The organism is Novipirellula herctigrandis, assembly GCA_007859835.1.
GTDB lineage: Bacteria > Planctomycetota > Planctomycetia > Pirellulales > Pirellulaceae > Novipirellula_A > Novipirellula_A herctigrandis.
In genome coordinates, this window is the sequence record SJPJ01000001.1 from 1,726,545 (window position 1) to 1,752,923 (window position 26,379).

At 53.4% G+C, this 26,379-nt stretch carries 18 protein-coding genes and 2 pseudogenes; 6 read left to right on the forward strand and 14 right to left on the reverse strand.

Annotated features, from left to right (window positions below; translation table 11 throughout):
* From CA13_RS34735 to CA13_RS06250, 9 genes and pseudogenes are all read right to left on the reverse strand, one after another.
* Window positions 1-1,017 (reverse strand): annotated as a pseudogene (locus CA13_RS34735) (DUF4129 domain-containing protein); the annotation flags it as partial.
* Window positions 1,018-1,781: 764 nt separating this feature from the next.
* The gene (locus tag CA13_RS06215; RefSeq protein WP_146395088.1) at window positions 1,782-2,855 is read right to left on the reverse strand and encodes an SAM-dependent methyltransferase; all 1,074 of its coding nucleotides are present in this window, start codon (window positions 2,853-2,855) and stop codon (window positions 1,782-1,784) included.
* Between the two features lie 33 nt (window positions 2,856-2,888).
* Window positions 2,889-4,169 carry a hypothetical protein gene (locus tag CA13_RS34740; protein WP_419193997.1) on the reverse strand — a complete coding sequence of 427 codons (1,281 nt, stop codon included), beginning with the start codon at window positions 4,167-4,169 and terminating at the stop codon, window positions 2,889-2,891.
* 6 nt (window positions 4,170-4,175) lie between these two features.
* Window positions 4,176-4,862 (reverse strand): HAD family hydrolase, encoded by a 687-nt coding sequence (locus CA13_RS06225; protein ID WP_146395089.1) that lies wholly within the window; start codon window positions 4,860-4,862, stop codon window positions 4,176-4,178.
* A 19-nt stretch (window positions 4,863-4,881) separates the two neighbouring features.
* Entirely contained in the window at window positions 4,882-6,072 is a 1,191-nt protein-coding gene (locus CA13_RS06230; RefSeq protein WP_419193998.1) for an SMC-Scp complex subunit ScpB, read from the reverse strand.
* A gap of 59 nt (window positions 6,073-6,131) precedes the next feature.
* The gene (locus CA13_RS06235; RefSeq protein WP_146395090.1) at window positions 6,132-6,866 is read right to left on the reverse strand and encodes an SDR family oxidoreductase; all 735 of its coding nucleotides are present in this window, start codon (window positions 6,864-6,866) and stop codon (window positions 6,132-6,134) included.
* Between the two features lie 90 nt (window positions 6,867-6,956).
* Window positions 6,957-7,742, reverse strand: a complete 786-nt coding sequence (locus tag CA13_RS06240; protein ID WP_146395091.1) for a DUF6655 family protein — start codon at window positions 7,740-7,742, stop codon at window positions 6,957-6,959.
* 486 nt (window positions 7,743-8,228) lie between these two features.
* Window positions 8,229-9,698 (reverse strand): DUF1501 domain-containing protein, encoded by a 1,470-nt coding sequence (locus CA13_RS06245; protein WP_146395092.1) that lies wholly within the window; start codon window positions 9,696-9,698, stop codon window positions 8,229-8,231.
* A 19-nt stretch (window positions 9,699-9,717) separates the two neighbouring features.
* Window positions 9,718-12,777, reverse strand: a complete 3,060-nt coding sequence (locus CA13_RS06250) for a PSD1 and planctomycete cytochrome C domain-containing protein (protein WP_146395093.1) — start codon at window positions 12,775-12,777, stop codon at window positions 9,718-9,720.
* Window positions 12,778-12,964: 187 nt separating this feature from the next.
* Between CA13_RS06250 and CA13_RS06255 the strand changes: the two genes are divergently transcribed.
* Window positions 12,965-15,547, forward strand: coding sequence for a tetratricopeptide repeat protein (locus tag CA13_RS06255; protein ID WP_419193999.1), 2,583 nt, complete (start codon window positions 12,965-12,967; stop codon window positions 15,545-15,547).
* Complete coding sequence (locus tag CA13_RS06260) at window positions 15,544-16,386, forward strand: DUF4159 domain-containing protein (protein ID WP_146395094.1); 843 nt, start codon at window positions 15,544-15,546, stop codon at window positions 16,384-16,386. Before CA13_RS06255 ends, CA13_RS06260 begins: the two co-directional genes overlap by 4 nt.
* 172 nt (window positions 16,387-16,558) lie before the next feature.
* Here the strand turns inward: CA13_RS06260 and CA13_RS06265 are convergent, their stop codons facing one another.
* Window positions 16,559-16,939, reverse strand: a complete 381-nt coding sequence (locus tag CA13_RS06265; protein ID WP_146395095.1) for a translation initiation factor — start codon at window positions 16,937-16,939, stop codon at window positions 16,559-16,561.
* A gap of 18 nt (window positions 16,940-16,957) precedes the next feature.
* Window positions 16,958-18,652, reverse strand: coding sequence for a Na/Pi cotransporter family protein (locus CA13_RS06270; protein ID WP_146395096.1), 1,695 nt, complete (start codon window positions 18,650-18,652; stop codon window positions 16,958-16,960).
* Window positions 18,653-18,785: 133 nt separating this feature from the next.
* Between CA13_RS06270 and CA13_RS06275 the strand changes: the two genes are divergently transcribed.
* Window positions 18,786-19,082: a hypothetical protein gene (locus tag CA13_RS06275; RefSeq protein ID WP_146395097.1), complete on the forward strand. Its 297-nt coding sequence runs from the start codon at window positions 18,786-18,788 to the stop codon at window positions 19,080-19,082.
* A gap of 272 nt (window positions 19,083-19,354) precedes the next feature.
* Window positions 19,355-20,787, forward strand: a pseudogene (locus tag CA13_RS06285) (IS701 family transposase).
* Between the two features lie 176 nt (window positions 20,788-20,963).
* Here CA13_RS06285 and tgt read toward each other — a convergent pair.
* Entirely contained in the window at window positions 20,964-22,076 is a 1,113-nt protein-coding gene (tgt, locus tag CA13_RS06290) for a tRNA guanosine(34) transglycosylase Tgt (protein ID WP_146395100.1), read from the reverse strand.
* 493 nt (window positions 22,077-22,569) lie between these two features.
* Between tgt and CA13_RS06295 the strand changes: the two genes are divergently transcribed.
* Window positions 22,570-22,887 carry a co-chaperone GroES gene (locus CA13_RS06295; RefSeq protein ID WP_146403458.1) on the forward strand — a complete coding sequence of 106 codons (318 nt, stop codon included), beginning with the start codon at window positions 22,570-22,572 and terminating at the stop codon, window positions 22,885-22,887.
* A 73-nt stretch (window positions 22,888-22,960) separates the two neighbouring features.
* Window positions 22,961-24,580, forward strand: a complete 1,620-nt coding sequence (gene groL / locus CA13_RS06300; protein WP_146395101.1) for a chaperonin GroEL — start codon at window positions 22,961-22,963, stop codon at window positions 24,578-24,580.
* A 143-nt stretch (window positions 24,581-24,723) separates the two neighbouring features.
* Here groL and CA13_RS06305 read toward each other — a convergent pair whose 3' ends face one another.
* Together CA13_RS06305 and CA13_RS06310 are read right to left on the reverse strand one after the other, a co-directional pair.
* Window positions 24,724-25,773: a molybdopterin-binding domain-containing protein gene (locus CA13_RS06305; RefSeq protein ID WP_146395102.1), complete on the reverse strand. Its 1,050-nt coding sequence runs from the start codon at window positions 25,771-25,773 to the stop codon at window positions 24,724-24,726.
* Window positions 25,773-26,357 carry an RDD family protein gene (locus tag CA13_RS06310; RefSeq protein ID WP_419194000.1) on the reverse strand — a complete coding sequence of 195 codons (585 nt, stop codon included), beginning with the start codon at window positions 26,355-26,357 and terminating at the stop codon, window positions 25,773-25,775. The genes CA13_RS06305 and CA13_RS06310 overlap by 1 nt, the downstream gene beginning before the upstream one ends.
* Window positions 26,358-26,379: the final 22 nt, after the last annotated feature.

Below are 26,379 nucleotides of genomic sequence, written 5' to 3' on the forward strand. Positions count from 1 at the left end.
CTCCTGTTTGCCCGAGTCCTGTTTGCCTGATTGGCTTGGGGATTGCTTGCCACCTTCCTGTTTTCCAGTCGGCCCCTTTTCGGCTTGGCCGTCTCCGGCATCCCCCGGAGGCGCTCCCTGCTGGGCTGCAATCTCCTGAACCTCTTTGTCTGCTGCGTTCTTATCTTGATTGGTTGTCGCGGCCCCGGGACTCTTCTTTCCTGCTGCTTCGTTCCCCCAGCCGTATTTGCTGGCGGCAAGATCGTCGCTGGAGGTCAAGAACTCAGGCAATTCAAACGACGCCAAAGCTTGACCTGGCAAAGGGGCAAAATAGGAAATCGCCAAAATCAGAGCTATCATTCCAAGTCCGCCAGCTAACCATCCGACGGAGACATTCGCTGGCATATCGACGCCGCGCTGGCGAAGATATCGACGTAGCCCTAGAAAACTGGTGGTTACAAGTAACGACAGACTTGCGAACAGATAGATGGCTAATAACCAGATCGCTCGATTCCATGTCGCTGGATCGGAACGAATAAAAAACTGACCAATGCCAAACAGTGGCAATGCGGCAAGTGCCAAATACATCACCGTACGGCCAGGTTGGTGAGTCGGACGATTTCGTGGCGTCTGTGTGGCCGGTGTGGAATCGGACTCAGCGTCCTTCGATGCAATTTGCGATCGAACAAAGTGACGACCGCTATCGATTAACCCTTGACCACTAGAGTCGACCGAATCATCGATCAACGTACAATCGTGAACGATACGGTCGGCAAGGTATCCAACCAGCACGAGAATGAAGATGCTAAAGATTGGCGAACCGACAAATCGCATCATGGCGACAAAACTGACCGCGCCTAGAACGACAAGATAACCAAGCGAGTATTTCCGGTCATTTTCGATTGCAACACGAGCAATTCCGACTGCACCGAGAGTGAACATCAACAATGTCCACGAGACACGCTCCGGATAACCACCGCGGTACAAGACTAACATCAAGAAGTTTGCCAAACTGCTGATCATCAAGAAGATCAACATTGGCGCGACCGCGATCGCCGCGTAATCGGCTGCGGTCTTACGAGCAGTGGATCCGGCGATGGTTTGAACTACTTAGTAGGTGTGTCGGGGTGAGATTTCTTCCAATGCTTCAGCGCTGGACCGATCGCATTCATTGGAACCCATTTTCCTTTAGTCTTTGTGCTTTGTAAAAGCGTCTCAGGAGAAATTTTTCCCTGATCGATTCGTACAAGCAGATCCTGTTCGGAAATTGGGCCTACCCGACGCGTCTTCCGCATCCATCCGCTTGACATGTAATACCATCCAGCTCCCATGGCTCACCTCTATCTTACCTTGCGAATCATCTCGCAAGTGTGCTTTTACCGCAGACGAATCCAGCTCCTCAGAGCCAGTAGCCAGCGATGTCTCGGTTGCTTTTCTTTTCAAATTTCGAAAGAGCGAAATACCGATTTGACCCTCGATCGCAAGTGTCAATGAAATCGCCACAACACTTCATCGTAACGTCGGCAACGCGCCCATACAAACTGCTCTTAGGAAAAAAGGAAGCTCAAAGGCAAGATCAGCCACCCGAAACCACCCCCATAGAGGGGCCCCTCGCACTAAAACACGCAGATTGTGGATCGCAGCCGCTTAGCATCATGAGCCCCTCCCAGCCTTGCGTCCGACAAAACACACGACCACATCGTAACGTCGGCGTGGCATGCAACGGACCGAAAAGAAGTACCAAACACCGCGTGATCAACCGCCTGCCGTGACTCCGGTTTGGCGTTTACGATTTACCGAATTCACACCATTCGTACCGCGAAACACACTTCACATCGGTTGCGTGCCAATTGCCGGACACGAATTTCGACGGGATTCCAAGATTGGACCTTATCTATCCATGTGTCAATCTTTTTCGCAGCCTGATAATCACCCAATTTCATTGTGATCAGCAAACCACGGACATCACTATTTCGGTGCGTGACGATTTTGCCGACCGTTGTCAGCGTCTGTTCCGGCTTCACGGTTGAATCGACCAAAATCCATTTCACGCCACTGTATTCCCGCCTTGGCAAATCATCAGCCCTGGCTTGGACATAGCGAAAATTAGGGTGCTCGGCAATTTGCGGATCCATTTCGGCGGGGTCGATCCCCATGACTTTCAAACCCAACTCAAGTAGTCGTTGGCATGCCCCGCCCGGTGCCGCGCCGATCTCGGCTGCGATGTCACCACGATGGATATCAAATCCGCTCCATTGGATCGATTCGGCCGCTTTGTAGTAGGCTCTCGAAACGGGTGGCTCGGCCAAATCAATTGGTTGCACACCGCCCGGCCATCGAGTTGGCCAAGTCTGTGCTTTATGGGTCCCAAAGAACCAATGTGATGGCTCCACCAGCACCACGTCCAAAATACTCTCGCCCGGTTGAGCGACACGGTTGACTGCATCGCAACGCAATCGATCCGCCGCTAACCGTCGATAGATTTCTTCACCCACCGCTTTGGAAACTTCATCCACGCCTGGTTCAAACCCAAAACGACCGATAGCCGCTCGATCTTTTGGCCAAACGTGCAATTGATCGAACCGAAATTCGCTCGGGTACCGCTCATCGATCTGCTGCAACAAAGAATCGATCATCTCATTGCCGTCGCCACCACGAGCTTGGCCGATCGACAGCGAGGAAGTACGAACAAAGACACCTTCCGGTGCAGCGATTTGGTCGTCATGTTTGGCGGTCACAAATCCGGGACGGGAAAAAGCGAGCCGCCATCCCTGGGTTGTGATCGCGTCTTTGACGGGTTGCTCCGCACCATAGGCACAGCAAACGAACGCGAACGTCGGCGCCGGTGAAGCGCTAGGGTCAGTGTTGTGGGTCATTGAGATTGCATAGCTATTGGGCGATTCGCCCATTCATCGGATATCATGAAGTGCCGCAGTGTAACCGAGAACGTCATTGTGACGACGACAATAATCAAGAATCGTTTGGTAAACGTCCAACTTCTTTGTTGAATCGGCATCCGACGCTGCATCCCGCGACGCTGCATCCCGCGACGCTGCATCCCGCGACGCTGCATCCCGCGACGCTGCATCCCGCGACGCGATATCCAGTAGCAGAGGTACGATTCGCTGCGAAGGCATATCGTCGGGGACCAATTCCACGGCCACTTTCACTGCCTTGCCATGTTGTCCAACCCGATCGAGTAAGTCGACATAGGTCTCGATCGCTGAGGCCCCAAACTGTTTCGTGTCAACCGCACGAGCTTTTCGTTCGAACCATTTCAATCCCGCCTCTGTGTCCTCGCCCAATAGGGTGGAATAAAAGGTGTTATAGGCTGGATAAAAATCGACGAATGGTTCTTCGCCCGGGTATTGGTACTGTGCCGACAATCGTCGACCGTATTGACAAAGATCACGGGCTTTTTGGTGTTGCGAAGGGTCATCAAGTACCGACGCGATCCGCACGGTCGATGCCAAATGCGTTGTATCGAGATGGTACGCACCTTCGTCCATGATCCATGGCCTCGTTTGAAGCATCTGCGAAAGTGTCTCGTCCTCCCCAGCGGGTGATTCACGCCGAGCAATATCACCACGAACCAAAACCACCAACTCGTTATACAAATGGTCTAGCAGTCGCGCCGCCGCCGCTTGGCGATCAGCCTTACCTCGCGACGCAACCGCTTGCTCATACAATGTAATACTGTTGCAAGTCCCTTGGTGCTCAAGCACTGCCGCGAAACCACGACCTACATCCAATCCCTCGTGTAACAAGACTTGAATCATCGCGTCATAATTTTCTTCGGTGATCGGGATTTTTGCGATCGACTTACGAGCCAATTCGACATCCCCCGTGGGCCGGAGGTACATCCAACCTTCGGCGACTTTGCCATCATCGATAAGCATTTGCCCCACCTCGGTACATGCCTCCAACAAACCCGCTTCGAGTTGGCGTTCGACCTCTTCGGGTTTCGGCTTGTCATGCTCGGTGACCAAAAGGGGCAACCCAAGGTGATCGCGGATTTGCATCTTTAGTCCCTCGAACAACTCCACTGGCTGTCGAGATTGACGAAAATGCTCGACCATCAAGGCAAGCATTTTCGATGGTGACTCGCTGGTGCCACGCAGTTTGTCAAAAACTGCAGCTTCACGAACGCTGGGGGAATCAGGGGAGAAATCAGGCGTAGGAGATGTCATCTTGTTTCATGTTCCTGTGTCGCTGTCGCAAATCATGGTGTGCAGCCGTGGATCCATCAGCGATTCGGCAACCAGGATTGCGCCATCAAACGATTGGCCAACCGTGTTTTCATTTGGGACAGCGACGGTTTGTGCACCCGCAGCGATCGCCGCTGCACAACCGTTTCCACTATCCTCAAGCACGAGCATTGACTCCGGGGAAATTTGCATTTTCTCAGCAGCAGCCAAGTACATTTCCGGGTGCGGTTTTCCATGTTGAACATCATCCCCACTGAGGATAAACGCTAACGCGCTATCCCAGTCGACTCGCTCTAAGATAATGTCAACAAAAAGCCTTCGGCTACTGGTTGCCAAACCGAACGGCAATTTTGATTTGGTCAACAAATCAATCCAATGCTGCAATCCCGGCATTGGTTCCAGTCCATCGACCAGAAGGGCCCCGTACAGCTCGTCGGATTCGCAAAGCAGATCGAGCGGAGTGACATCCAAGTGATGCATATCGATCATCTGCTGCATGGCAGCCGGGCCAACGCGGCCCATCATCCGAGCCTGCAATTCATCGCTATATCGATAGCCACGACGTTTGAGCAATTCGTCACCGACTTGCCAATAAAGTCGCTCGGTATCGAACAGCAGCCCGTCCATATCGAGTGCAACACCCAAAATCGGTGGTCGTAAGGATTTTCTTGTCATGAAGTGTATCTGTCTTCGACTAGGTCACGCCGCGAAGGGATTCATCGACTTGGGGTAGATCATCGAGCGATTCGAGACCAAACAGTACCAAGAATCGCTCCGTTGGATAGTAGTGAGGCACGGGGCGGCCACCTTCTTCGGCAGGCTTTCGTTCGATACTCAATAATTGACGGCGGACCAATTGGTTCAACAGGGGCCCACAATCTCGTCCTCGTTGGTCTTGGACTTTTTGCGCAGTAATTCCTGGTTGGTAGGCGACCAACGCCAATGCTTCAATGGCCCCTTGCGTCAACTTCGCATCGCGGACCTTTCCCAAGAACGACCGGCGGACCTGTTCAACTTCGGGTGAAATGGTCAGCCGGTAGCCTTCGTCGGACTTCACAATTCGTAGCGATTGCTCAGCGTCGCGGTAGGATTGGTTCAGCCTATCGATCAGTTCGATAACTTCCTCTGGCGTGACCTCGCGCATCAACGACGCCAACCGCTGTTCGGTAAACAATTTGTTTTCAGGGTGTCCGACGAAGAGTGCTCCTTCGATAATCGCTTCGGGGGTGACGAGTTCATCTTCGGGAACGGGTTCAAAAGAAAGCCCATCCTCATCCGACTCGCTAACCTCTCCGTCCACTCCGCTGTCTGCGGGCTCTGAAAACGCTTCGGGATCATGCTTCGCAGCAGCACGGGCATACGCAGCACCGAGATCGTCGAGAGACAGTTCGTCTTCTGCTTCGTCTTCGAGTTCGTCTTCTTCGTCTTCCGGCTCGTCTTCTTCGTCTTCGAGTTCAGCTTCGTCTTCGAGTTCAGCTTCGAGTTCGTCTACAGGCTCGTCTACAGGCTCGTCTACAGGCTCGTCTACAGGTTCGTCTTCTTCGTCTTCCGGCTCGTCTACAGGCTCGTCTTCCGGCTCGTCTTCCGGCTCGTCTTCCGGCTCGTCTTCCGGCTCGTCTTCCGGCTCGTCTTCCGGCTCGTCTACAGGCTCGTCTACAGGCTCGTCTACAGGCTCGTCTACAGGCTCGTCTTCTGGCTCGTCTTCTGGCTCGTCTACAGGCTCGTCTACAGGCTCGTCTACAGGCTCGTCTTCTTCGTCTTCTTCGTCTTCTTCGTCTTCGAGTTCGTCTGCTTCGTTCTCTGCTTCGTTCTCTGCTTCGTCTTCGTCTTCGAGCTCGTCTTCGAGTTCGTCTTCTGTTTCGTCTTGGGAGTGTTCTTCGGTCATATATTCACCGCACGATTGTTAGATGGCGTTTTGATCGTGGGAGCGATCAGCGACGATGACTATACCCACTCTTGTTTGGTGGGTTTGATGACAATTTCAGGGACGTGGGCTCGCGGGGGCAGACCGCAAATTGTGACGATCAACGCTGCGATGTCGTCAGGCTGCAATATCGATGCTTTGTGCTCTTCGGTTACTTTTACGGGACGATTGTCGAGAATCGGCGTGTTCACTTCGCCAGGGTAGACGTTCGTGATTCGGACACCTTCGTCACGCACTTCATTCGCTACTGCGGTGCCGAGGGCCGTCATCGCGAACTTGCTGGCACAATAGATCACTCCCCCAAGCGAGATCGCTCGTTTGCCAGCGACCGACGAGATATTGATCACGATGCCGTCTTTTCGCTGCCGCATCGACGGCAACACCTCGTGCATGCAGCGGTACGCACCGGTCGCATTGATTTGTAGTACACGTTCCCAGTCTTCGGGTTTCATCGCTGCCATCGTGCGATTCACAATGTTCACCCCGGCACTGTTAACCAAGATGTCGACTTCCCCATCGGTTTGGCGGACCGAGGAAAAGAAAGATGCTACCGAACCAGCATCGGCAACATCGAGCCTGCAGGTGCGAACAGGATGTTCACACGAAATCGAATTAGCGAGTGCTTCGAGTGGTTCGGTTCGACGGCCGCCGATCGTAACCTTACAACCCACTAGGGCCAAACCTTTAGCGATCCCGGCACCGATTCCTGTGCCCCCGCCTGTGATAGCCACGGTTTTCCCTGATAAATTGGTCACGCTGAATGCCCTCGATCATTTTGACGGTTACGTTTGGGTTGGATTAACCTTAAGCGTAACAGACAGCGTGACGATTCGTGTAGGGCGGGACTACTTCCTTAGATAGTCCAAGGTCGGCAAGTCGGCGATCTGAGACGCAGGTGTGCTTCGAGCCGCCGGAGTAAATGGCTGGATCGAATGCTGGGGATCAATCATCTTGACGGGTGCCGATGCCACACGTGTCAGCCCCGACATGAAGCTGCCACCGACGCCGTTGAATCCAACCGCCTGTTCGCGTTGGTCCAACACCGACCCGCTGCGGAACGGACCGACCCCCATCACGTAGGTGTCGTTGTTATGAGTCAATGCCGTTGCTTCGCCACCACCGCCTAACGTCAAACCTGTTTTTGCGTCGTAGCAAACCAATCCGATTTTGGCCGTTCCCATCTGAGTCGATCGTGAAGCCAACTTCACCTCGGGCAATTCAATTGGCAATCCAGGGATGCCGATCGCGGGAATTCCAACAAAGCTTTCTTGTGAATCGGTCCCCACGCCGCCACTACAGGGTTCCAAAATCACGTCGGCCTGGTCTGCTGCCGAAACGATTTTCGCGCCCGAGCTAAGGACTTTCTGACGAAGCGTGCTGACTAAATAGCCCTTGTCGACCGAATCGAGGTATTGCTGGTCAATAAACACGCTGTAGCCAGCCAAATCGTTGAATTGGACATTCGAAAACGCCCGGTCGATCGCAGCGGATATCAACAGTTGCTCGGTACCCGTTCGCGCGGTATTTGACGTCGTCGTCGTCGCGCAACCAGTACTAAAAACCGTACTCGCTCCGATTGCCGCCACGAGGAATGCGTTTGTCCAATTCGTTCGTCGTTTGTTGGTGATCAATGTAAAAACCCAATCGTGAAAAGAGGCGAAGAGTGCCGGCGGTAGGTTTCTACTCGCCAAGCCAGACCTGATCGTTAAGATCGCTATAAGTTCTTCGGACCACTGAACACGAGAGTGTAACTGCACAGATGGTTACACTCAGGGTCTTCCCCTTCCCCCCAAACTTCCAGGGCAACCCTAATTAACGCACCCACCCCTCCTTAAAGCTTGGAGTTGAATGAAATCCCATGTAGACACGTCGCGTCAGAATGACATATACAAGGGCTCTTGGGGACTTCCTAAACGTCTCCATACTGACCACACACACCGAACAAAGTTGTCTTTTTGACATCAAACCGAGGTTTTCGGATTGAGGCTCGCTGCACTTCGCAAGGCGCCAAGCAATGCCCCGCTTTGCACCGCTGTGGGGTGCAGCGAGCCCCAGGCCGAAACCAGCCCCAGGCCGAAACCAGCCCCAGGCCGAAACCAGCCCAAGCCCGGAAATCGCTAAGCCAATATTTCGTTGACGACGCGGCTTTCTTCGACGCCCGTCAGTTTCTGGTCGAGGCCTTGGAAGGGATACGTGAACCGCTCGTGGTCGATTCCCATCAAGTGCAAAATGGTGGCGTTTAGGTCACGAATGTGAACGGGATCGTTGACGATGTTGTAGCCAAACTCGTCTGTCTCCCCATGGACCACACCACCTTGCACTCCCGCGCCAGCGAGCCAGACGGTGAAACACTTTGGATGGTGGTCGCGGCCATAGTTCGTGTTCGTCAATTTACCTTGGCAATAAATGGTCCGCCCGAACTCGCCACCCCAAACGACCAACGTATCGTCGAGCAACCCGCGTCGGCGCAAATCGGTCAACAGGCCAGCCGATGGTTGATCAACATCGCGGCATTGGTTGGGCAGGTCTTTCGGCAACGTCAAGTGTTGATCCCAGCCGCGATGGAAAATCTGAGTGAACCGCACGCCCCGTTCTGCCATTCGTCGCGCCATCAAGCAGCAATTGGCAAACGTGCCGGGCGTCAGCACGTCCGGCCCATATAAATCGAGCACGTCCTTCGGCTCATCACTCAAATCCGTTAGCTCCGGGACACTTGTTTGCATCCGAAATGCCATCTCGTACTGAGCGATCCGAGCATTCGTTTCGGGGTCCCCGATCCGCTCGGCTGTCGATGCATTGATTCTTGACAGAGAATCCAACATTCGCCGACGCACACTCGCATCAATCCCATCGGGATTCGACAAGTATAAGACCGGGTCTCCGCTACTGCGCAGTGCCACTCCTTGATACTTACTCGGCAAAAAGCCACTTCCCCACAATCGATTGTAGAGCGCCTGAGCCTCCTTGCGTCCGGTCCACGTGGCTGTCATCACGACGAAAGCAGGCAAGTTCTCATTTTCGCTTCCCAAACCATAATTGAGCCATGCGCCCAAGCTCGCTTTTCCAGGCAGTTGATTCCCAGTACAGATGTACGTGATTGCCGGATCGTGATTGATCGCTTCGGTGTACATCGATTTGACCAAAGCAATCTCGTCCACCTTATTGGCCATATGTGGAACCAATTCGCTCGCCATCGTCCCGGCGGATCCGTGGGGGGCAAATTTGTAGATACTCGGGGCGATCGGAAATCGGTCTTGACCACTTGTCATCGTCGTCAGCCGTTGGCCCTTCCGAATCGATTCGGGCAGGTCTTTGTCGAACCAATCGGCCATCTCGGGCTTATGATCCCACATATCCATTTGGCTCGGCGCACCCGACATGAACAAATAGATTGCTCGCTTTGCCTTTGGTGCGTGATGTGGCAAGTTCGGCAAACCACCAACGGATTGCCCTGTCGACGCGAATCCGCGCGATTGGTCGAGCGCCGCCAATGCCGCTGCACCGACACCTGCGGATGTGCGAGAAAAGAACGCGCGACGAGTCATTTGCAATCGTCGTAGTTCAAAAGGGTCATTTCGATTCAGCATAGCGATTCGTTTCGATTCTCTATTTGTTGACTACTTCGTCTAGGTTCAAAAGCGTACTGGCGACAATCGACCAAGCGGCTAATTCGGGAGACGAATCACCAGTCAATTGCATTGCCAATTCCGGTTTCTGTACGTAGTGAACCACTAAGTCATGAAGCAGTGATTCGAGTTCGTTGATCTCTTGTTCGCTTGGTGGACGGCCAGTGACATTTTCAAATGCCCATTGAATCCGCGATTGGGTTGTTGGGACATCCGTCAACTCGGTCACGCGTTTGGCGATTTGCTTCGCCGCTTCCACGTACTGTTTTTCATTCATCAGAAGCAACGCCTGAAGTGGCGTGTTGGTACGCTCGCGGCGCGCCGTACACGATTCACGACTCGGCGCGTCGAATGTGGTCATTTGTGGCGGTGGGCTGGTCCGTTTCCAAAACGTGTAAACACTTCTCCGATGAGTCTTTTCGCCTTCGTCTGCTACAAACACCGCCGTATCACTGCGGGTGTAACCGACCGCCTCCCAAAGCCCGGCTGGTTGTGGAGGCTTCACACTCGGGCCCCCCATTTCGTCAACCAACAAACCGGATAACGCCAAAGCTTGATCGCGAAGCACTTCGGCATCAAGCCGGAACCGAGGTCCGCGCGCGAGAAGTCGGTTAGCAGGATCAATTCGTAATTGCTTGGCGTCGACGTGAGCGCTGCGACGATAGGCATCACTCATCACGATCGCTTTCATCAACAGTTTCGTATCCCAACCGTTCTGGCGAAAATCGACCGCCAACCAATCGAGTAACACTGGGTGGCTTGGCGGTTCCCCCTGGCTTCCAAAATCTTCGCTGGTTTTGACCAGTCCCGTGCCGAAGAATTGTTGCCAAAAACGGTTTACCACTACACGGCTAGTCAGCGGATGCGATTCAGAGGTTAGCCATCGTGCCAACCCCAATCGATCATTGGGAAGGCCGTCATCCATCGGCGGCAAAAACGAGGGCGTCCGCCGTTGGACCGGATCCCCCGGTGCATCGTATTGACCACGGTTGAGGACATACGCTTGCCGCGGTTCGCCGAGTTCCTTCCAAACCAGTGTCGAAGTAATGGAATCACGAATGGATGCCATCGTTTTGACAAGCCCCTTTTCCATGTGTACCAAGACCGTCCAATCAGCGTGCGTGCAATAATCACTACGATAGATCTTGCGAATCTCTGCGTTTTGCTCGTTGGACCGCTCGTCCACTGGAACGCTCACCAATTCAACGACCTTGTTTGGCACATCCGGCATCGCGGTGGACAACGACAACCGAACTTGACGAAATTGGTGCTTCGCATACCTGCTCTTGTACTTCAACCGAACGCGAATCAATGCCTCTTCGGATTCGGTGGCGAGCGAAGTCAAGACGAGCCACGCATTTCGCGGCCCAACGGCATTGTGTCCATCAACCGCCCAACCTTTGTCGCGATCGTCACTTCCATCAATCGCAAAACGGATACCAAACTCGTCGCCCGGTTGTTCGATGTCGGCGGTCGCCGTACGAATGGGGACGGTCGTCCAATTACTCTTGCCAGCGCCGGCCTTCTTTTCGACTTCGATTTCCGTTAGCACGACATTTCCATTGTCGGACAATCCAACCCGGCTATCCGGTGTCTCGGTGAGTGCTTCGAGATGCAACGTTTGCCATGCAGTGTTGGGCTGCAGAGACGCTACAATCGTCACCGTGTCGGTCCCGGCAACTTCGCCGATCACGGACACGGATTGGTCGTCGTTAATCACCATTTCGACGCCCTTTTTGGAGGTTACCGTGGTTGGCGAGAGAACGAGTTCGTGATGATCGCCAGTCGATTTTTGCACCGATTGTTCCCACTCGGATTGAGCCGCGTCGACGGTGTCGATTGGCCCAGCCATTTCCGTTCGCAGTTCGGCAAGTTGCGTTTCGCAGTCGGCGACTGCGGCACTCTGCTCTTTGGTGGGCACTTTGATCGAGGGCGCATGATCTTTGATGTTTTTGTCCATCGCTCGACCATCGATGCTGTTGAAATAGGCAGACAGCGAATAGTAGTCGTGCGTCGTGATTGGATCGAATTTGTGGTCATGACAGACACTGCACCCGGTCGTCAATCCGAGAAACACGGTCCCAAAGGCATCGGTCCGATCGATCACGTTTCGCGAGAAAACCTCTTCGTAAATCGAACCGCCTTCGTTGGTCGTCACATTCAACCGGTTAAAGCCGCTGGCAATTTGTTGGTCTTGGGTCGCATCGGGCAACAAGTCGCCCGCAAGTTGTTCGGTAATGAATTGGTCAAACGGCATGTTTTGGTTGACCGCACCGATCACCCAATCGCGGTAGGGCCACATTTCGCGATAGTTGTCTAGATGCAATCCATGTGTGTCCCCATAACGAACCAGATCAAGCCAATAACGCCCCAGATGTTCACCGTAGCGAGGCGATTCCAACAACGATTCGACCAACGTCTTATACGCATTCGCCGAACGATCCTCCACAAACGCGTCGATTTGTTCGCGTGTCGGCGGCAATCCGGTCAGGTCCAAGCAAACTCGCCTTAGTAACGTCCGGTCGTCCGCCGGGCCATTCGGGCTCAAATTGACGCGATCGAGTTCCTGGTTGATGCAATAGTCGATCGCCTGCGTTGCGTTTCGAAGTGTCACGCCATCCGGGGACTCTTTCTTCGGAGCGATAAACGACCAGTGTTCTTGATATTCCGCACCGTCAGCCACCCAACGGCGAAACGTGGCAATTTGTGCATCCGAAAGGGGTTTGCTAAAGTCGGGTGGAGGCATCACCATGTCGGGATCGTCGCTGGAAACACGAGCGACCAATTCGCTGTTTTCCTCGTCGCCGGGAATGACGACATACGAGATTCCATCGGCGGTATCGAGTCTCAGGTCGGCACTGCGAGCTTCCTCATCGGGGCCATGGCAAGCGAAACAATGGTCCGACAAAATCGGGCGAACCTGTTGGCCAAAACTCGACGATTGGGCAAAACAACGGGAACCTGGCAAGGCAAACGCGATGACGATCAATAGCAGGATCGCCGGGAATTGAACCGAAAGGCAATTTCGAGATGAGCTCATGGGCGGGAAGGCAATCGAGACAATGGGGTTCGGGAATGCTTTTTTTGTTGATCCCGAGTATAGCTCAATTCACAAGTGCGAATGCGAATATTCGCGATTAGACGATCCTGCGTCCCATGCCTGTTCAACTTGTTAGAATGCAGTGGCGGATATTGGATCGTTGTACTTCAAAACTCGGAAACGTCTCTTGATTCGACTCTGTTTCTTGCTCGCTGTCGTTTTTATTGCGGGGAATATCGCACCGGCGGCCGATTTGGCAACGACCGAACAAATGTTTCGTGAAGGCAATTATGCCGAAGCCGAAGCCTCCGCGGCCGAGCAAGTTGAAAACGGGATTTGGAATGAACGATGGTCCCGCGCCCTAATTCGCTCTCAATTGGTACAAGGAAAGTACAAAGAGGCGGCCAACGTTTACCAGAGTGTGGTGAACCGTTATCCATCGAGCGTGACACTACGAATGTTGGGGATCGAGGCGTTGAGGTTTAGTGGCGCCGGCCGCAGACAGATTGAAACCGAACGGGCTCTCGTCTTCCAAGTCCTGCAAAGCACCGATTTGCGCAACGCCAGTCGCGACAACTTGATTGCTGCGGGCCGGTACTTTACGGAGATGGGCGAAGACGCGCGGGACATCCTCGAAATGTTCTACGACCGTGTCCGCCAATCGTCCCCCAATTTCTTAGAGGCCTACATCGCAACGGCCGAATTGGCCATCGAGAAAGGCGATTTCAACGTCGCCGGTGATACCCTGCAGGCTGCCGAGCGGATCGACCAAAGTGACCCGCGAACCGCTTATTTAATGGCGAAAGCATTCGAGTCGTCTGATGCAGGAATTGCCAACTCTTCGATCCAACGAGCACTCGAAATCAACCCAAACCATGTGCCGAGTCTTTTGTTCCTGGCCGATGCTGCGATCGACCGCGAATTCTACGACGAAGCGGAAAAAAAGATCGCTAGCGTTCTCGAAATTAATCCGAACCACCCTCAAGCCTGGGCTTTTCGCGCGGTGTTGGCTCATTTGAACGGGGAATTTGAGAAAGAAAAACAACACCGCGAAAAAGCTCTTGGCTCATGGGCTGCCAATCCGGCTGTCGATTCGTTGATTGGACTGAAGCTGTCGCAAAAATATCGATTCGCCGAAGGTGCAGAATATCAACAACGAGCGTTGGCGATAGACGCTAACCACACGGGAGCTCAATTCCAGCTCGCGCAAGATTTGCTTCGGCTTGGCAATGACGAACAAGGATGGAACTTGGCTAGCCGTGTGGCAGAGGAAGACCCGTACAACGTCGTAGCTCATAATTTGGCAACCTTGCGAGACCGGGTTCAAAAATCCACCCTTTTGGAAGCCAACGGAATCGTCGTCAAGATGGATCCGCTGGAAGCAAAAATTTATGGCGGTGCTGTTTTAGAACTGCTCAGCGAGGCTCGTGAAGTGCTATGCGCGAAGTATGATGTCGAGCCAAACGCGCCGATCGTGGTGGAGATTTTCCCAGAGCAAAAAGACTTTGCGATTCGGACGTTCGGCTTGCCAGGCGGGGCAGGCTTCTTAGGCGTCTGCTTCGGCAGAGTGATCACGGCAAATAGCCCCGCTAGCCAGGGCGAACGACCAGCGAATTGGAAAAGTGTTTTGTGGCACGAATTCTGTCATGTCGTAACACTTGAAAAAACGAATAACCGAATGCCGCGGTGGCTGAGCGAGGGGATCTCGGTCTACGAAGAACGATGCCAAAACAAAGCCTGGGGCGAATCGATGACGGCAACGTACCGCACAATGTTGCTCGATGACAACTTGACGCCAGTGAGCGGATTGAGTGCCGCGTTCCTGAGTCCGCCATCGCCGATTCATCTTCAATTCGCCTATTATCAGTCATCGTTGGTGGTCGAATTTTTGGTCGAGCGTCATGGAGTTGATTCGCTTAAAGGTTTGCTTGATGATCTCGGTGATGGCTTGTTGATTCACGATGCGATCAGTCGGAACGTCGGACCGCCGGAAAAATTGGATGCGGAGTTTGCAGCGTATGCCTGTAAGGTTGGCAATGCGTTTGCCCCGGATGCCGATTGGTCCGACGAAGGTTTCCCGCAGCGTCCCACATCGGAATCCCTGGCTCAATGGCTTGTAGATCATCCCCATAGTTACAAGGGACTTCGGACGAAGGCGGCATCATTAGTCGCTGCGGAGCAATACCAAGATGCACGCGTGCCACTCGAGCAGCTTAGCGAATTAGAAGCGATGACGGCGGAACGCGGAGGACCGATGGAATTGTTGGCGGATGTCTACAAGGAATTGGGCGAGACCGAACTGGAACGCGAAATTCGCGAGCAAATCGTTTCCCGATCCGCCGACGCGTTGCCTTCGCTGAAGCGATTGATGGAGCTAGAAAAGGAACGCGATGATTGGGACAAGGTAGCGTTATACGCGAAAGATTATTTGGCGATCCAACCTCTATTGCCGTTCGCCCACGACCTTCTAGCGGAAGCGGCGGAAATGCGTGGCCACCCCACGATGGCGATCCATCCGCTAATGGCTTTGCTAGAAATGGACCCGGTTGATCCGGCTGGGTTGCATTTTCAGCTCGCCCAAACACTGTCCAAGACGAACCAGAATGACGAAGCCAAACGACATGCCTTGTTGGCACTCGAAGAGGCGCCGCGATATCGCCAAGCACACCGATTGCTACTAACGTTGGTCCAGCCAGCGGCCCCCCAATCGAAACCGGCGGTCCCCCAACCAAATCAAACAACGGCGAGCGAAAAGGGGAGCCAACCATGAATCGGCGACTCGTTTTATTCACGATTTTGCTGACTGCTGTGGCGGCCGGGGCTGCGCTCGCTCAGCGCGGCCGATCGCGGCGATACCGGGGAATCGAAACGGGACGTGGTGGAGTTCCCGATTGGGAAGTGAACGAAAATTTCCCTGGCGATTTGTTTACGTTTGTTCGCATTCGATACGATTCCTACGGAGGCCGTGGTGGCGGTGGCGGATGGGCGACCGACTATCGCGACAGTGATCTAAACTTCTCGCTTCGGCTTCAACAATTGACCTCCCTTAAGGTCAACCCAGAACCGATCGTCCTCGAATTAACAGACGATTCGTTATTTGACTATCCGTTTATCTACATCATCGAACCGGGAAGCTTGGTATTTAGCGAACCCGAGGTGCGGGCGCTGCGCCAATATTGTCTCAACGGTGGTTTCTTGATGGTGGATGACTTTTGGGGCGACATGCAGTACGAAAACCTGCGTCGCGAGTTAAAACGGGTCTTCCCAGATCGGGATCCGTATGAAGTGCCGCTCTCTCACGAAATTTTTCACAACGTCTACGACATGAAAGAAAAGCCGCAGGTTCCAGCAATCAATGCTGCGTGGCGAGGCCCCGATGGCCAAATCGGTTCGCGTGAATGGTCCGCAGACGGCAGCGACACGAGCACACCACATTACCGTGCGATTGTGGATGATCAATCACGCATCATGGTTTTCATTTGTCACAACACGGATCTCGGTGATGGTTGGGAACGTGAAGGCCAAAACCAATGGTACTTCGAAGAGTTTTCGGTCAAGAAAGCGTACCCAATGGGGATCAACATCGTCACCTACGCGATGACGCATTAGCAACGAAACGATAGGGACCGGCTTGTTAGACTAGCGGGCTTGTTAGGCTAGCGGGCTTGTTAGGCTAGCGGGCTTGTTAGGCTGAATCAGCGAAGAGGCGGGCCGTTCCATTGCACTTCGAAAAAGGTAAGCCGCTACTAAAAAATCCTGTACGCCAACAAGTCCGCATGGCCTACTTCATGCGATAGCCAATTTTCGAAAGCACATTGCGGACGGACTCCGTATGATCGCCTTGCAACTCGATTTGGTCTTCTTTCGGTTTCACCGTTCCGCCGGCACCACATGCAGCTTGCAGCGTTGTGAGCAGCCCTGGCAAATCATTTGCTTTGGCGGTCAAACCATCGATCACAGTCGCCTTGCGTCCACCTTTTCGCTTTTCGACTCGGATATGGGCAGTTTGCTTTGCCGGTTCAATTGCATCGGCTGCACGCTGACGCGCCGACTCGGCGTCTGCCTTTTCTTCATCCGTGCAAACACACTCGGACTCCAACTTGCCGCATAGGTCACAGGTCGGCGGAATATCGAAAGGAGTTCCTGCAAAAAGTCGGGTCATGACGATTCGTACCTTAGCCTATCTCTCACCAGCGATTGCTTCGGCGATATTATGTGTATGATCGTGGACCCGCGTGAAAGCATTGAGGGAAGCTAAAAAGGCGACGCTAACCATTGGCGGCGTTTGGCCACCGGACAGGTCTTCGAGGTGTTTTCGTCGAAGTAGCTTGATTTGAGTGCGCACGCGTTTCGACAAAGGGGACGTTTTGGTGACCACGTTTGGGTCACCCTTTTGAAGCGAATCGTTGACTTCACGCAAATACGCAACGGCATCCTTGTTCAGTGCCACCAAATCGTTTCGCTGTTCTTCGGTAAATCGGAATCCGTCGCGACGCAATTTGCGGTCGAATTTGTCTAAATCGGCCAAATAATCGCTGATCGATTCGTATTCGTCCGCCATCCGCAATTGGCGTCGTGCTTCATCCGCAGTTGCATGCGGCAGGTTGCCGGAGAGCAAATTGGTGATGTAAACCGCCAATTCGTCTTGAATCGAATCAAGCACCTGCTCACGTTTCTTGAGCCGATCGACGAGGATTTGGTCAGGTTCATCTTGCTGGATGACTTCGGCCAACCAACCAAGCATTTTGTCGCAACCGTCAGCCATCCGCTCGACTTCACGACCCGATTGTGCGATCGCCAACAAAGGAGATTCAAGAATTCGAATGTCCAAATCGGTCAACCGTGGTTTCTCTTTGAAATCCTTTGAGGGGACCAACCAATTCAATAGTCGAACGAACAAGGGCACAAACGAAATGAATAGAAACGTGTTAATGACGTTAAAAATAGTATGGGTCGTGGCGATTGCGGCCGTGATCCGTGGATAGGTATTCACGCCATCAACCATCTCCACCATCGAGGCTGGTTCCCCAAACGACCATTGAATCATCCACTGAACCATTTCGATGTACCAGGGGAAAATTGCGGTAATCCACAGCACACCTACCATGTTAAAGATAACGTGAAAATAGGCGGCTCGACGTGCGTTCGTGGTCGCCCCAAGCGATGCCAAAAACGCAGTAATGGTCGTTCCGATATTTTCGCCAAGCACAAGCGCTGCGGCGGTTTCGTAAGTGATGATGCCGGATGTCGCCAGCGAGATCGTGATCCCCAACGTCGCCGAAGAGGACTGAACCATCGTCGTCATGATACAGCCGACCATTGCACACTTTAAAACTCCAAGGTAGTTGTCGGCCTTAAACGTATGGAACCAAGATTCGAAGTCGGGAAGCTGCTTGATGAACGCGCAGGAATCCTTCATCAATTCGAGACCAAAGAAAACCATGCCGACGCCCATAATCGCCATCGCCCAATAGCGCCATCGGTCGCCTCGCGAGAACAAATAAATGAACGCGGCCGCACCGAGCAGCGGCAAGCCGTATTTGCCAACTTTCAGTACAAGGATCCAACCTGTAATCGTTGTGCCAATGTTTGCCCCCATGATCACGCCAATGGCTTGAGACAAATCCATCACACCGCTGTTAACAAACCCAACGACCATGACCGTCGTAATCGAACTCGATTGGACAACACAGGTAACCAAGACTCCGACGGACATCGCAAAAATGCGATTGGTCGTGACGGCGGCGATCAACCGGCGTAAACTATTACCCGCGACCGCTTGCATACCCTCGGACATGTTTTTCATGCCGAGCAAAAAGATGCCTAGACCACCAACCAGACCAAAAACTAATTCGACGAGTACTGAGAATTCCAATGAACTGGCCTAGTGAAGAATGCGGGACGTTGCCGAGAATATCTCTCCAAGAGGCTGGAATTCTACTTGGGGTGGCGGTGGAGACAACCACCGTCAACATTTTGAATGAGGTTTAGGGGAGGATTAAGGGAACGTGATCGAGACAAAATGGAATCGTGGCGATTGGGTAATCTATCGCAAACAGAAAACCAGCACGTCGCCGGGACAAAGAGCGTCAAATGTACACCCAGCCACCAAGGGAGACCTCTACCACTACACCGTGGACAAGTTTTGGATTGTCGATAGTGTGCTCGACGACGGCCAAATCGAGCTATGCACTCGCCGTGGGAAAAAAAATACCGTTGATGCATCGGACCCAATGCTCCGAAAAGCCAATTGGTGGCAGCGTTTGATTCATCGAGGACGTTACCAAGCGATCATGTCGCAGTAGTGGGAATCGCTCGCCTAACTTCGTCGCAGGAAGAACGGCTTCGTCGCAGGAAGAATGACCGAGGCGTGCGGGTTGGCGTGCAGGCCTCAGCCACCTTAGCTGGACAGCGCCACTTCGTGGCTTCCTGATTTCGTAAGTTGTGACTGTGCCGCGAGTTATCTCGCTTGACTTGGGAGTCAAAAAGAAACGACCCTCCGTGTGCTAATTGTTTCACGACGAAACCACGGAAGGTCGCCTCTATGTCACTACAGGATATCGCATCGCTCGGAAAGATGCTCGCCCAATTTCTCGCCATCTTTGCCGATTGTTTCCACGGCGTCAAAGGCCGAAGGCTGTTTGCCGCGTATGTTCGCGGACTGCTCTCGGAACTGCAGCGAAAGAACGTCGAAGCGATTGCTTTGAAACAAGGCATTGCACCGCGAACGCTCCAACGATTCCTCGAGTCCATCAAGTGGGACCACGACGAAGTACTCCAGCGATGCCGCAACGTGATCGTCCGCGAACAGGCCGACCCGCAGGCCATCGGAGTGATCGACGAAACCGGTACGGCCAAAGCCGGCAAGGAAACCGTCGGAGTCAAACGACAATACAACGGCAATCGCGGCAAAGTTGAAAACGCGGTTGTCAACGTCGCTCTATCGTTTGCCACAGCGACTTTCCAGTGCCTGATCGCCGCCCGAACGTACTTGCCCGAAGACTGGGCCAACGACACCGCGCGCCGAAAAAAACTCATGTCCCTGACGAGGCCCAGTTTCTGACCAAGCCGCAGATCGCCTTGGTGCTGATCGACCAGGCAATGGCCGATGGCATCACCGTCAAAGCCTGGACGTTTGATGAACTTTACGGTCGTGACGGGAAGTTTCTCGATGGGCTCGACGAGCGCAAACAGGCATTCGTTGGCGAAGTACCGCCGAACTTTCGGGCATGGGCGCGGAAGCCAAAAGTGCTGCGAAAATCGAGGCAAAAGACCAAGAGGCGGCAAAAGAAATACCCTCGCTTGGCCACCAGCGACTCGAAGGCTTGCCAAGTGCAGAACTTGGCCAAGTACTCGCCCGGCCTGGCCTCGCAAACACCGCAGCGTTACCGCACACGGGACTCGCATAAGGGGCCCGAGATTTGGGAAGTTCGCTGGCATATCGTCCATCGCAAGACTCACGACGGTCGCTTGGTCAGCTCGCAATGCACATTGATCGTTGCCAAGAACGTTCGCACCGGAGAAGTAAAGTACTTCATCAGCAATCGAATTCCAGGCCGTGATGGATGGACGGTTCGCGAGTTGCTGCGAATTGCGTTCGGACGCTGGAAGGTGGAAGCGTGCTTTCGCGAAGCCAAAGAGGAATTAGGCTGGGATCACTTTGAATGCCGTGGATGGGACTGCGTTCATCGTCACATGATCGTGGCGATCGTCAGCCAATTGTTCTGTGCCCGGGTTCGTCATCGTCTGTGCCGCACGGAGGTCGTCACCGACGCTGAGCGTCTGACGCTTGAACAGGTTCGACGGGCGGCCGATGTGGTGATCCGCTGCATCGGTCTTCCCAAGCGACTTCGAGATGAGCAGTACGAAGCAGAGCGTCTCCGAATCAGCTACCATCAACGTCGTAACGCGGAAGCAAGTCGTTGCCATCGTAAGAAACGTATCGCTGACTGTCATGACCTTGGAATCGACCCCGGTCAAATCAAAAGCGTCGAGCCAAAATCCGCGTGAAACTATAACCAATAACATCAAACTGGCGCTGTCCAATTAGGCTGCGCAAGAGCCAGACGGTTACGATGCCTAGCGCGATACCTGAAGCGAATTCACGATTTTTTGTCGTCCGTCGTTCGACGCTCTGATTGAACCGATTGCAACCGAAAGGCTGATCTCCAATACGACTGGCAAGTTTAACTTACCCCCCAACCCGCCTTTTTCATTTCCATGTACTCGGCGAACGTCCCATTTTCAATCGCCGTGCGTGCTCCAGCCATCACCCGTTGATAATACGTCAAATTGTGAATGCTCAGCAGAATCGGCCCAAGCATTTCACCAGCCACGAATAAGTGCCGTAGATAGCCACGACTATGGCGGCACGCCAAACACGGACAGCCTTTCTCAAGCGGTTCGGTATCCTCACGATGAACGGCGTTGCGAATTTTGATTTTTCCTTGATCCGTAAATGCCATCGCGTTGCGACCATTACGGGTTGGCATCACGCAATCGAACAAGTCGACCCCGCGAGCGACACTTTCGAGCAGATCCACCGGAGTCCCCACGCCCATCAAGTAGCGAGGTTTTTCTTCGGGCAAATAGGGGCAAGTTGCTTCGGTAATTCGGTACATTTCCGGCGGCGGCTCACCGACACTCAATCCGCCAATGGCAAATCCTTCAAATTCCATCGCTGACAACTCCGTTGCACACTGTTGACGCAATTCCACATCGAGCCCACCTTGCACGATTGCAAACCGGGCCTGATCGTCGCGACTGGCAGCGTTAAGACAACGTTGTGCCCAGCGAATGGAACGTTCCATTGCCTCAACGACTTTCGACCGTTCAGCCGGTAACGCGACGACATGATCCAAGACCATCGCCACATCGCTACCAAGAGACTCTTGAATTTCGATGCTGTGTTCGGGCGTTAGCTTGATGATCGCTCCGTCGATATGACTTCGGAATGTCGCCGCTTCTTCGTTGATTTCGCGAATCGCTTCAAGGCTGAAGACCTGAAATCCACCGCTGTCGGTCAAAATCGGGCCATCCCATAGAGTCATCCCATGCAGCCCTCCGAGGCGGCGAACCGTCTCGTGACCAGGCCTAAGTGCCAAATGGTAGGTGTTGCCCAAAATCATTTCGGCGCCTGTCGCGGCAACTTGGTCGATCGTCAATCCCTTGACGGTCCCTTGTGTTCCGACCGGCATAAAGCCAGGCGTTTGCACAGGTCCGTGCGGCGTCGAAAAAAAGCCTCGACGCGCCGACGTGCGGCGATCCCGGTTAAGAAGTTGGTAGTGGAAAACTGACATTAGTACGTATGGCTGCTCGAAATGGATAGGTTTGGGGATGGCAAGTTTGGATATGGCAAACCGGAAATATTCGCTATCGGTCCGGCACCTTCTCGAGACCAGATCGAACCCGCAGACGAGCCGGAGGTAGGCGTTAGGAATCACCATGGAGGGTGGCTCCTGCCAGTGACTCACAAGATCACATGGGGCGCCATCCGGTCCAAGATGTTTCTGCCATTTTGGAACGCAGGGCCTGGATCGACTACCCCCAAAACAACTTAACTACATTGCCAAAAAGCACTTACGACCTAAAAAACTTTATCGGCACGCCGGTTGCTGTCAATGCCTCTCGCTATCCTGCTTCCTGCCATTTGTGCAGACTTACGGTGCTGATGTAGTGCTAGGCGGGTAGTCGATTGTGAAAAAACAACTAACGGTGTCGAAGGTGGCTGTGTTTCTGTGCCACCCGATACTTCCCAATTTCTTTCCTGTATTGATGAAAGGTGTCACGGAGATGGCGACTGCCACCAAGAAAAGCTCAAAGATCCGTTTGCAACCCCTCGGCGAACGCATCGTGGTTCAACGTGAAGAAAGCGAACAAACCACCGCTGGCGGTATCGTGCTGCCCGACTCGGCTCAAGAAAAACCTGCTCGCGGGACCATCGTTGCCGTCGGCAATGGCAAATTGCTTGATGACGGCACCCGGGCTGCGAGTCAATTGAAGGCGGGTGAAATGGTCCTGTTCAGCTCTTACGCTGGCGAAACCGTTGAAATCGACGATGTCGAGTATCTGCTGATGCGTGAAGACGACGTTTTGGCCGTCATCGAATAAGCATAAACGGTCTTCCTTGTTTTCACCCCCGATTCACTGACCCAACAACACAACGAACTGGATTTAATTACTCATGGCAAAGATGATTGCTTTTGACCAGGAAGCACGTGAAGCGATTCGTCGCGGCGTGTCCAAGCTGGCACGAACCGTCAAAGTTACCCTCGGCCCAAAAGGCCGCAACGTGATTCTGCAGAAAAGCTTCGGTAGCCCGACCGTCACCAAGGACGGCGTCACCGTTGCAAAAGAAATCGAACTCGAAGACGTCTATGAGAACATGGGCGCTCGAATGGTCCGCGAAGTAGCCAGCAAGACGAGTGACGTCGCTGGTGACGGCACGACCACCGCAACCGTGATGGCCGAAGCGATCTTCAACGAAGGTCTCAAATCGGTGATCGCAGGTGTGAACCCCGTTCAAATGAAGTTCGGTATCGAAACGGCTGTTGACGACTTGACGGCACAGTTGCATTCAATGGCAACCAAGGTGAAGGACAAAGAAGCGATGGCTAACGTCGCAACCATCGCCAGCAACAACGACCGCGAAATCGGCGACTTGCTTGCCGATGCGATGAGCAAAGTTGGCAAAGATGGCGTCATCACTGTCGACGAAGGCAAGAGCCTGCACACCGAGCAAGAATGGGTCGAAGGGATGCAGTTCGATCGCGGCTACTTGTCGCCTTACTTCGTCACCGATCCAACTGCGATGGAATGTGTTCTCGAAGACGCTTACATCCTTGTTTTCGAAAAGAAGATCAGCAACATCAAGGACATGGTTCCGATGTTGGAAAAGGTCGTCCAACAAGGCAAGCCGCTGTTGATCATCGCTGAAGATGTCGACGGCGAAGCATTGGCTACCTTGGTCATCAACCGTTTGCGTGGCACCTTCACCGTGTGTGCTGTCAAGGCACCCGGCTACGGCGACCGCCGCAAGGCAATGATGGAAGACATCGCGATTTTGACCGGTGGTTTGGCAATTTTCGAAGCCTTGGGAACCAAGCTCGAAAGCGTCGATTTGCCACAACTCGGTCGTGCCAAGAAGATCATCATCGACAAGGACAACACGACGATCATTGAAGGTGCTGGCAAGAGCGCCGACATCAAGGCTCGTATCGATCAAATCCGCCGCGAAATCGAAAACTGCACTAGCGATTACGATCGCGAAAAACTCGAAGAGCGATTGGCGAAGTTGGCCGGTGGCGTTGCGAAGGTGAACGTCGGAGCAGCGACCGAAAGCGAAATGAAGGAAAAGAAAGCTCGCGTCGAAGACGCCCTTCATGCGACACGCGCTGCGGTTGAAGAAGGCATTCTTCCCGGTGGTGGCGTGGCTCTGCTTCGTGCCTCGAGCAAGGTGAAGCCTGATGATTCGCTGACCGAAGATCAACTCGTCGGCTACAAGATCGTTTTGCGTGCTTGCCGAGCCCCTGTCACCATGATCGCTGAAAACGCCGGACAAGACGGCGGAGTCGTTTGCGAAAAGGTGATCGGCATGAAGAACAACGAAGGCTACAATGCCTTGACCGATACATACGAAGACTTAGTCAAAGCGGGTGTGATTGACCCAACCAAGGTTACTCGTACCGCGCTTGGCAACGCTGCAAGCGTTGCAACGTTGCTGCTAACCAGCGACGCGTTAGTAGCAGAAAAACCGGCACCGACAAAGGGTGGCGGAACCGGCGGCGACCACGACATGTACTAATGCCGGCTGCAAAATACTAACGCTTTTTCAATAGGGCGGTCGACGGAGAAATCCGCCGACCGCTTTTTTTATTGATTTTGAAACCCAGCCCTTCACTGTCTGATCCGTCGGGCTCGATCCAGCGAACTCCAACGATAGCCAAACTAAGTGGAGGGTCTGCTGCCTAGAATGCGATTCAAGATGTCAGGGGCCGTTTCGACGCCTCGCCGCTCAACGATTCTCGCCAACGGCATCGTCACTGCCGAATCACCTCGCATAATCACTCCCGCACGATCGACACCGACGGTGGCTGCGGGCAGAAACGCTTGAGCCGATTGCCGACCTGGATCGCACCCGCCGATTTGCAATTCCACCGGAACTTTTTTTTGGAAAGCATCGCCAATTCGCACATCGACATTCCAATCACGCCGCGTTTGAGCACTTAGACTCGAAAGCCCGCAATTGGTTTGCCAAGCCGCTACGGCGCGGTTGGTTGCGGAGCCATCTAGTTGCAGCGCGACAGCACGCTTTGTCTGGTTCAAGAACCAGACCATCTTCACCAATAGCTCCGCGATCGGGATGGCTTGGGACTCACTAAAAGCATCGCATCCCAAAACGATCGCCAAATATTTCGCTTCACGAATTGGTTTGACAACATGACCTTCCCCACCGTGACGAAGGTCGTAATACAAATCCGCGAGCGTTTCGGCATCGAGCGTCGAAGTCTCTAAGCCGATCTTCGCATCAAGACGAATCCGTTCAGCGATCCGAGGATGACCGGACGAAACATCACCGATCATCCAAACCACATCGGCATGGCGACGAATATCGCCGATCGTCGCAGAAACAATCCCATCGCGACTAGTCGCCAATCGCCACGCGACTGCGGACGGAAAATCGTCGAGCCACAACCGAATCTCTCCGTTCGCTGCTAGCGACTGTAAAGCACGAGCCGTTTCCAAATCCGTGCCAACGGTGGCAACGTTCAACGGTCCCTTCTCCTCGAAACGCTGCACTGCATACTTCACAACATCCTTAGGCTCCGCGACTTCGGTGCCGATGCGTCCCAACGGCGACGTCTTCTGAACTTCCTTGAAAGCATCATTGGCTCTCAAACACTTCACTGATTCCATTGCACCGAATTCCATTGGACCGAAAACAACATCGTCGCAGTGGAGCGAGCAAAACGGACAAACGGCCAATTTCGATTCCATTAGATCGCGTTCACGCTAGGGCGATTGGGTAGATACTCGACCACTTTTGTACTGGCGATCAAATCATGCAAACAACGTCGGTCTTGCCTAAAGATGAACAGCACATCCACGAGCGCGACCAAATTGACCAAAATGTCATCGGCAAAACCTGGAACGATCGCAACGATAATCGTCAGTGGTAACAGCCAGAGGTATCGGTAGACAAAAACGTGCTTCACGGATGCCAGTCGCTCCGATTCAACATCGACAATTTGAATGTTTGTCAAAAATTTCCCAATCGTTTGACCACGAGTGGCAAGCAAGTAGCCGTGAAATAAGACAAATATCCCGTAGCCAACCGCGATCATCATTAGCTGTTCGACCAGCCCCACGGCTCCTGTTGAAATGCGACTTGCGTAACCGGTCATGAATTGAAGTGGCACTAAAAACAGCATTGCGAGAATGCCGTCTACGATCGCGGCGGCAAAACGCGTAAAGCGTTTCGCTAGTACCCCATTTTCACCCGACAAAGTCGAATCAGGCGTATTTGCTAACGGAGGCGTCTCTATGGAGAAACGGTTCGGATGGCTAGAAGCATCGGACATGGCTGGCAACTTCAAAGGAACA

Bases quoted from the DNA above. Each gene is read 5' to 3' on its own strand.
- CA13_RS06230 (WP_419193998.1), bottom strand. From the start codon at position 6,072: ATGACCGAAGAACACTCCCAAGACGAAACAGAAGACGAACTCGAAGAC.
- CA13_RS06245 (WP_146395092.1), bottom strand. From the start codon at position 9,698: ATGCTGAATCGAAATGACCCTTTTGAACTACGACGATTGCAAATGACT.
- CA13_RS06250 (WP_146395093.1), bottom strand. From the start codon at position 12,777: ATGAGCTCATCTCGAAATTGCCTTTCGGTTCAATTCCCGGCGATCCTG.
- CA13_RS34740 (WP_419193997.1), bottom strand. From the start codon at position 4,169: ATGACATCTCCTACGCCTGATTTCTCCCCTGATTCCCCCAGCGTTCGT.
- CA13_RS06225 (WP_146395089.1), bottom strand. From the start codon at position 4,862: ATGACAAGAAAATCCTTACGACCACCGATTTTGGGTGTTGCACTCGAT.
- CA13_RS06305 (WP_146395102.1), bottom strand. From the start codon at position 25,773: ATGGAATCGAAATTGGCCGTTTGTCCGTTTTGCTCGCTCCACTGCGAC.
- CA13_RS06295 (WP_146403458.1), top strand. From the start codon at position 22,570: ATGGCGACTGCCACCAAGAAAAGCTCAAAGATCCGTTTGCAACCCCTC.
- groL (WP_146395101.1), top strand. From the start codon at position 22,961: ATGGCAAAGATGATTGCTTTTGACCAGGAAGCACGTGAAGCGATTCGT.
- CA13_RS06265 (WP_146395095.1), bottom strand. From the start codon at position 16,939: ATGACCCGACTTTTTGCAGGAACTCCTTTCGATATTCCGCCGACCTGT.
- CA13_RS06310 (WP_419194000.1), bottom strand. From the start codon at position 26,357: ATGTCCGATGCTTCTAGCCATCCGAACCGTTTCTCCATAGAGACGCCT.
- CA13_RS06260 (WP_146395094.1), top strand. From the start codon at position 15,544: ATGAATCGGCGACTCGTTTTATTCACGATTTTGCTGACTGCTGTGGCG.
- CA13_RS06215 (WP_146395088.1), bottom strand. From the start codon at position 2,855: ATGACCCACAACACTGACCCTAGCGCTTCACCGGCGCCGACGTTCGCG.
- tgt (WP_146395100.1), bottom strand. From the start codon at position 22,076: ATGTCAGTTTTCCACTACCAACTTCTTAACCGGGATCGCCGCACGTCG.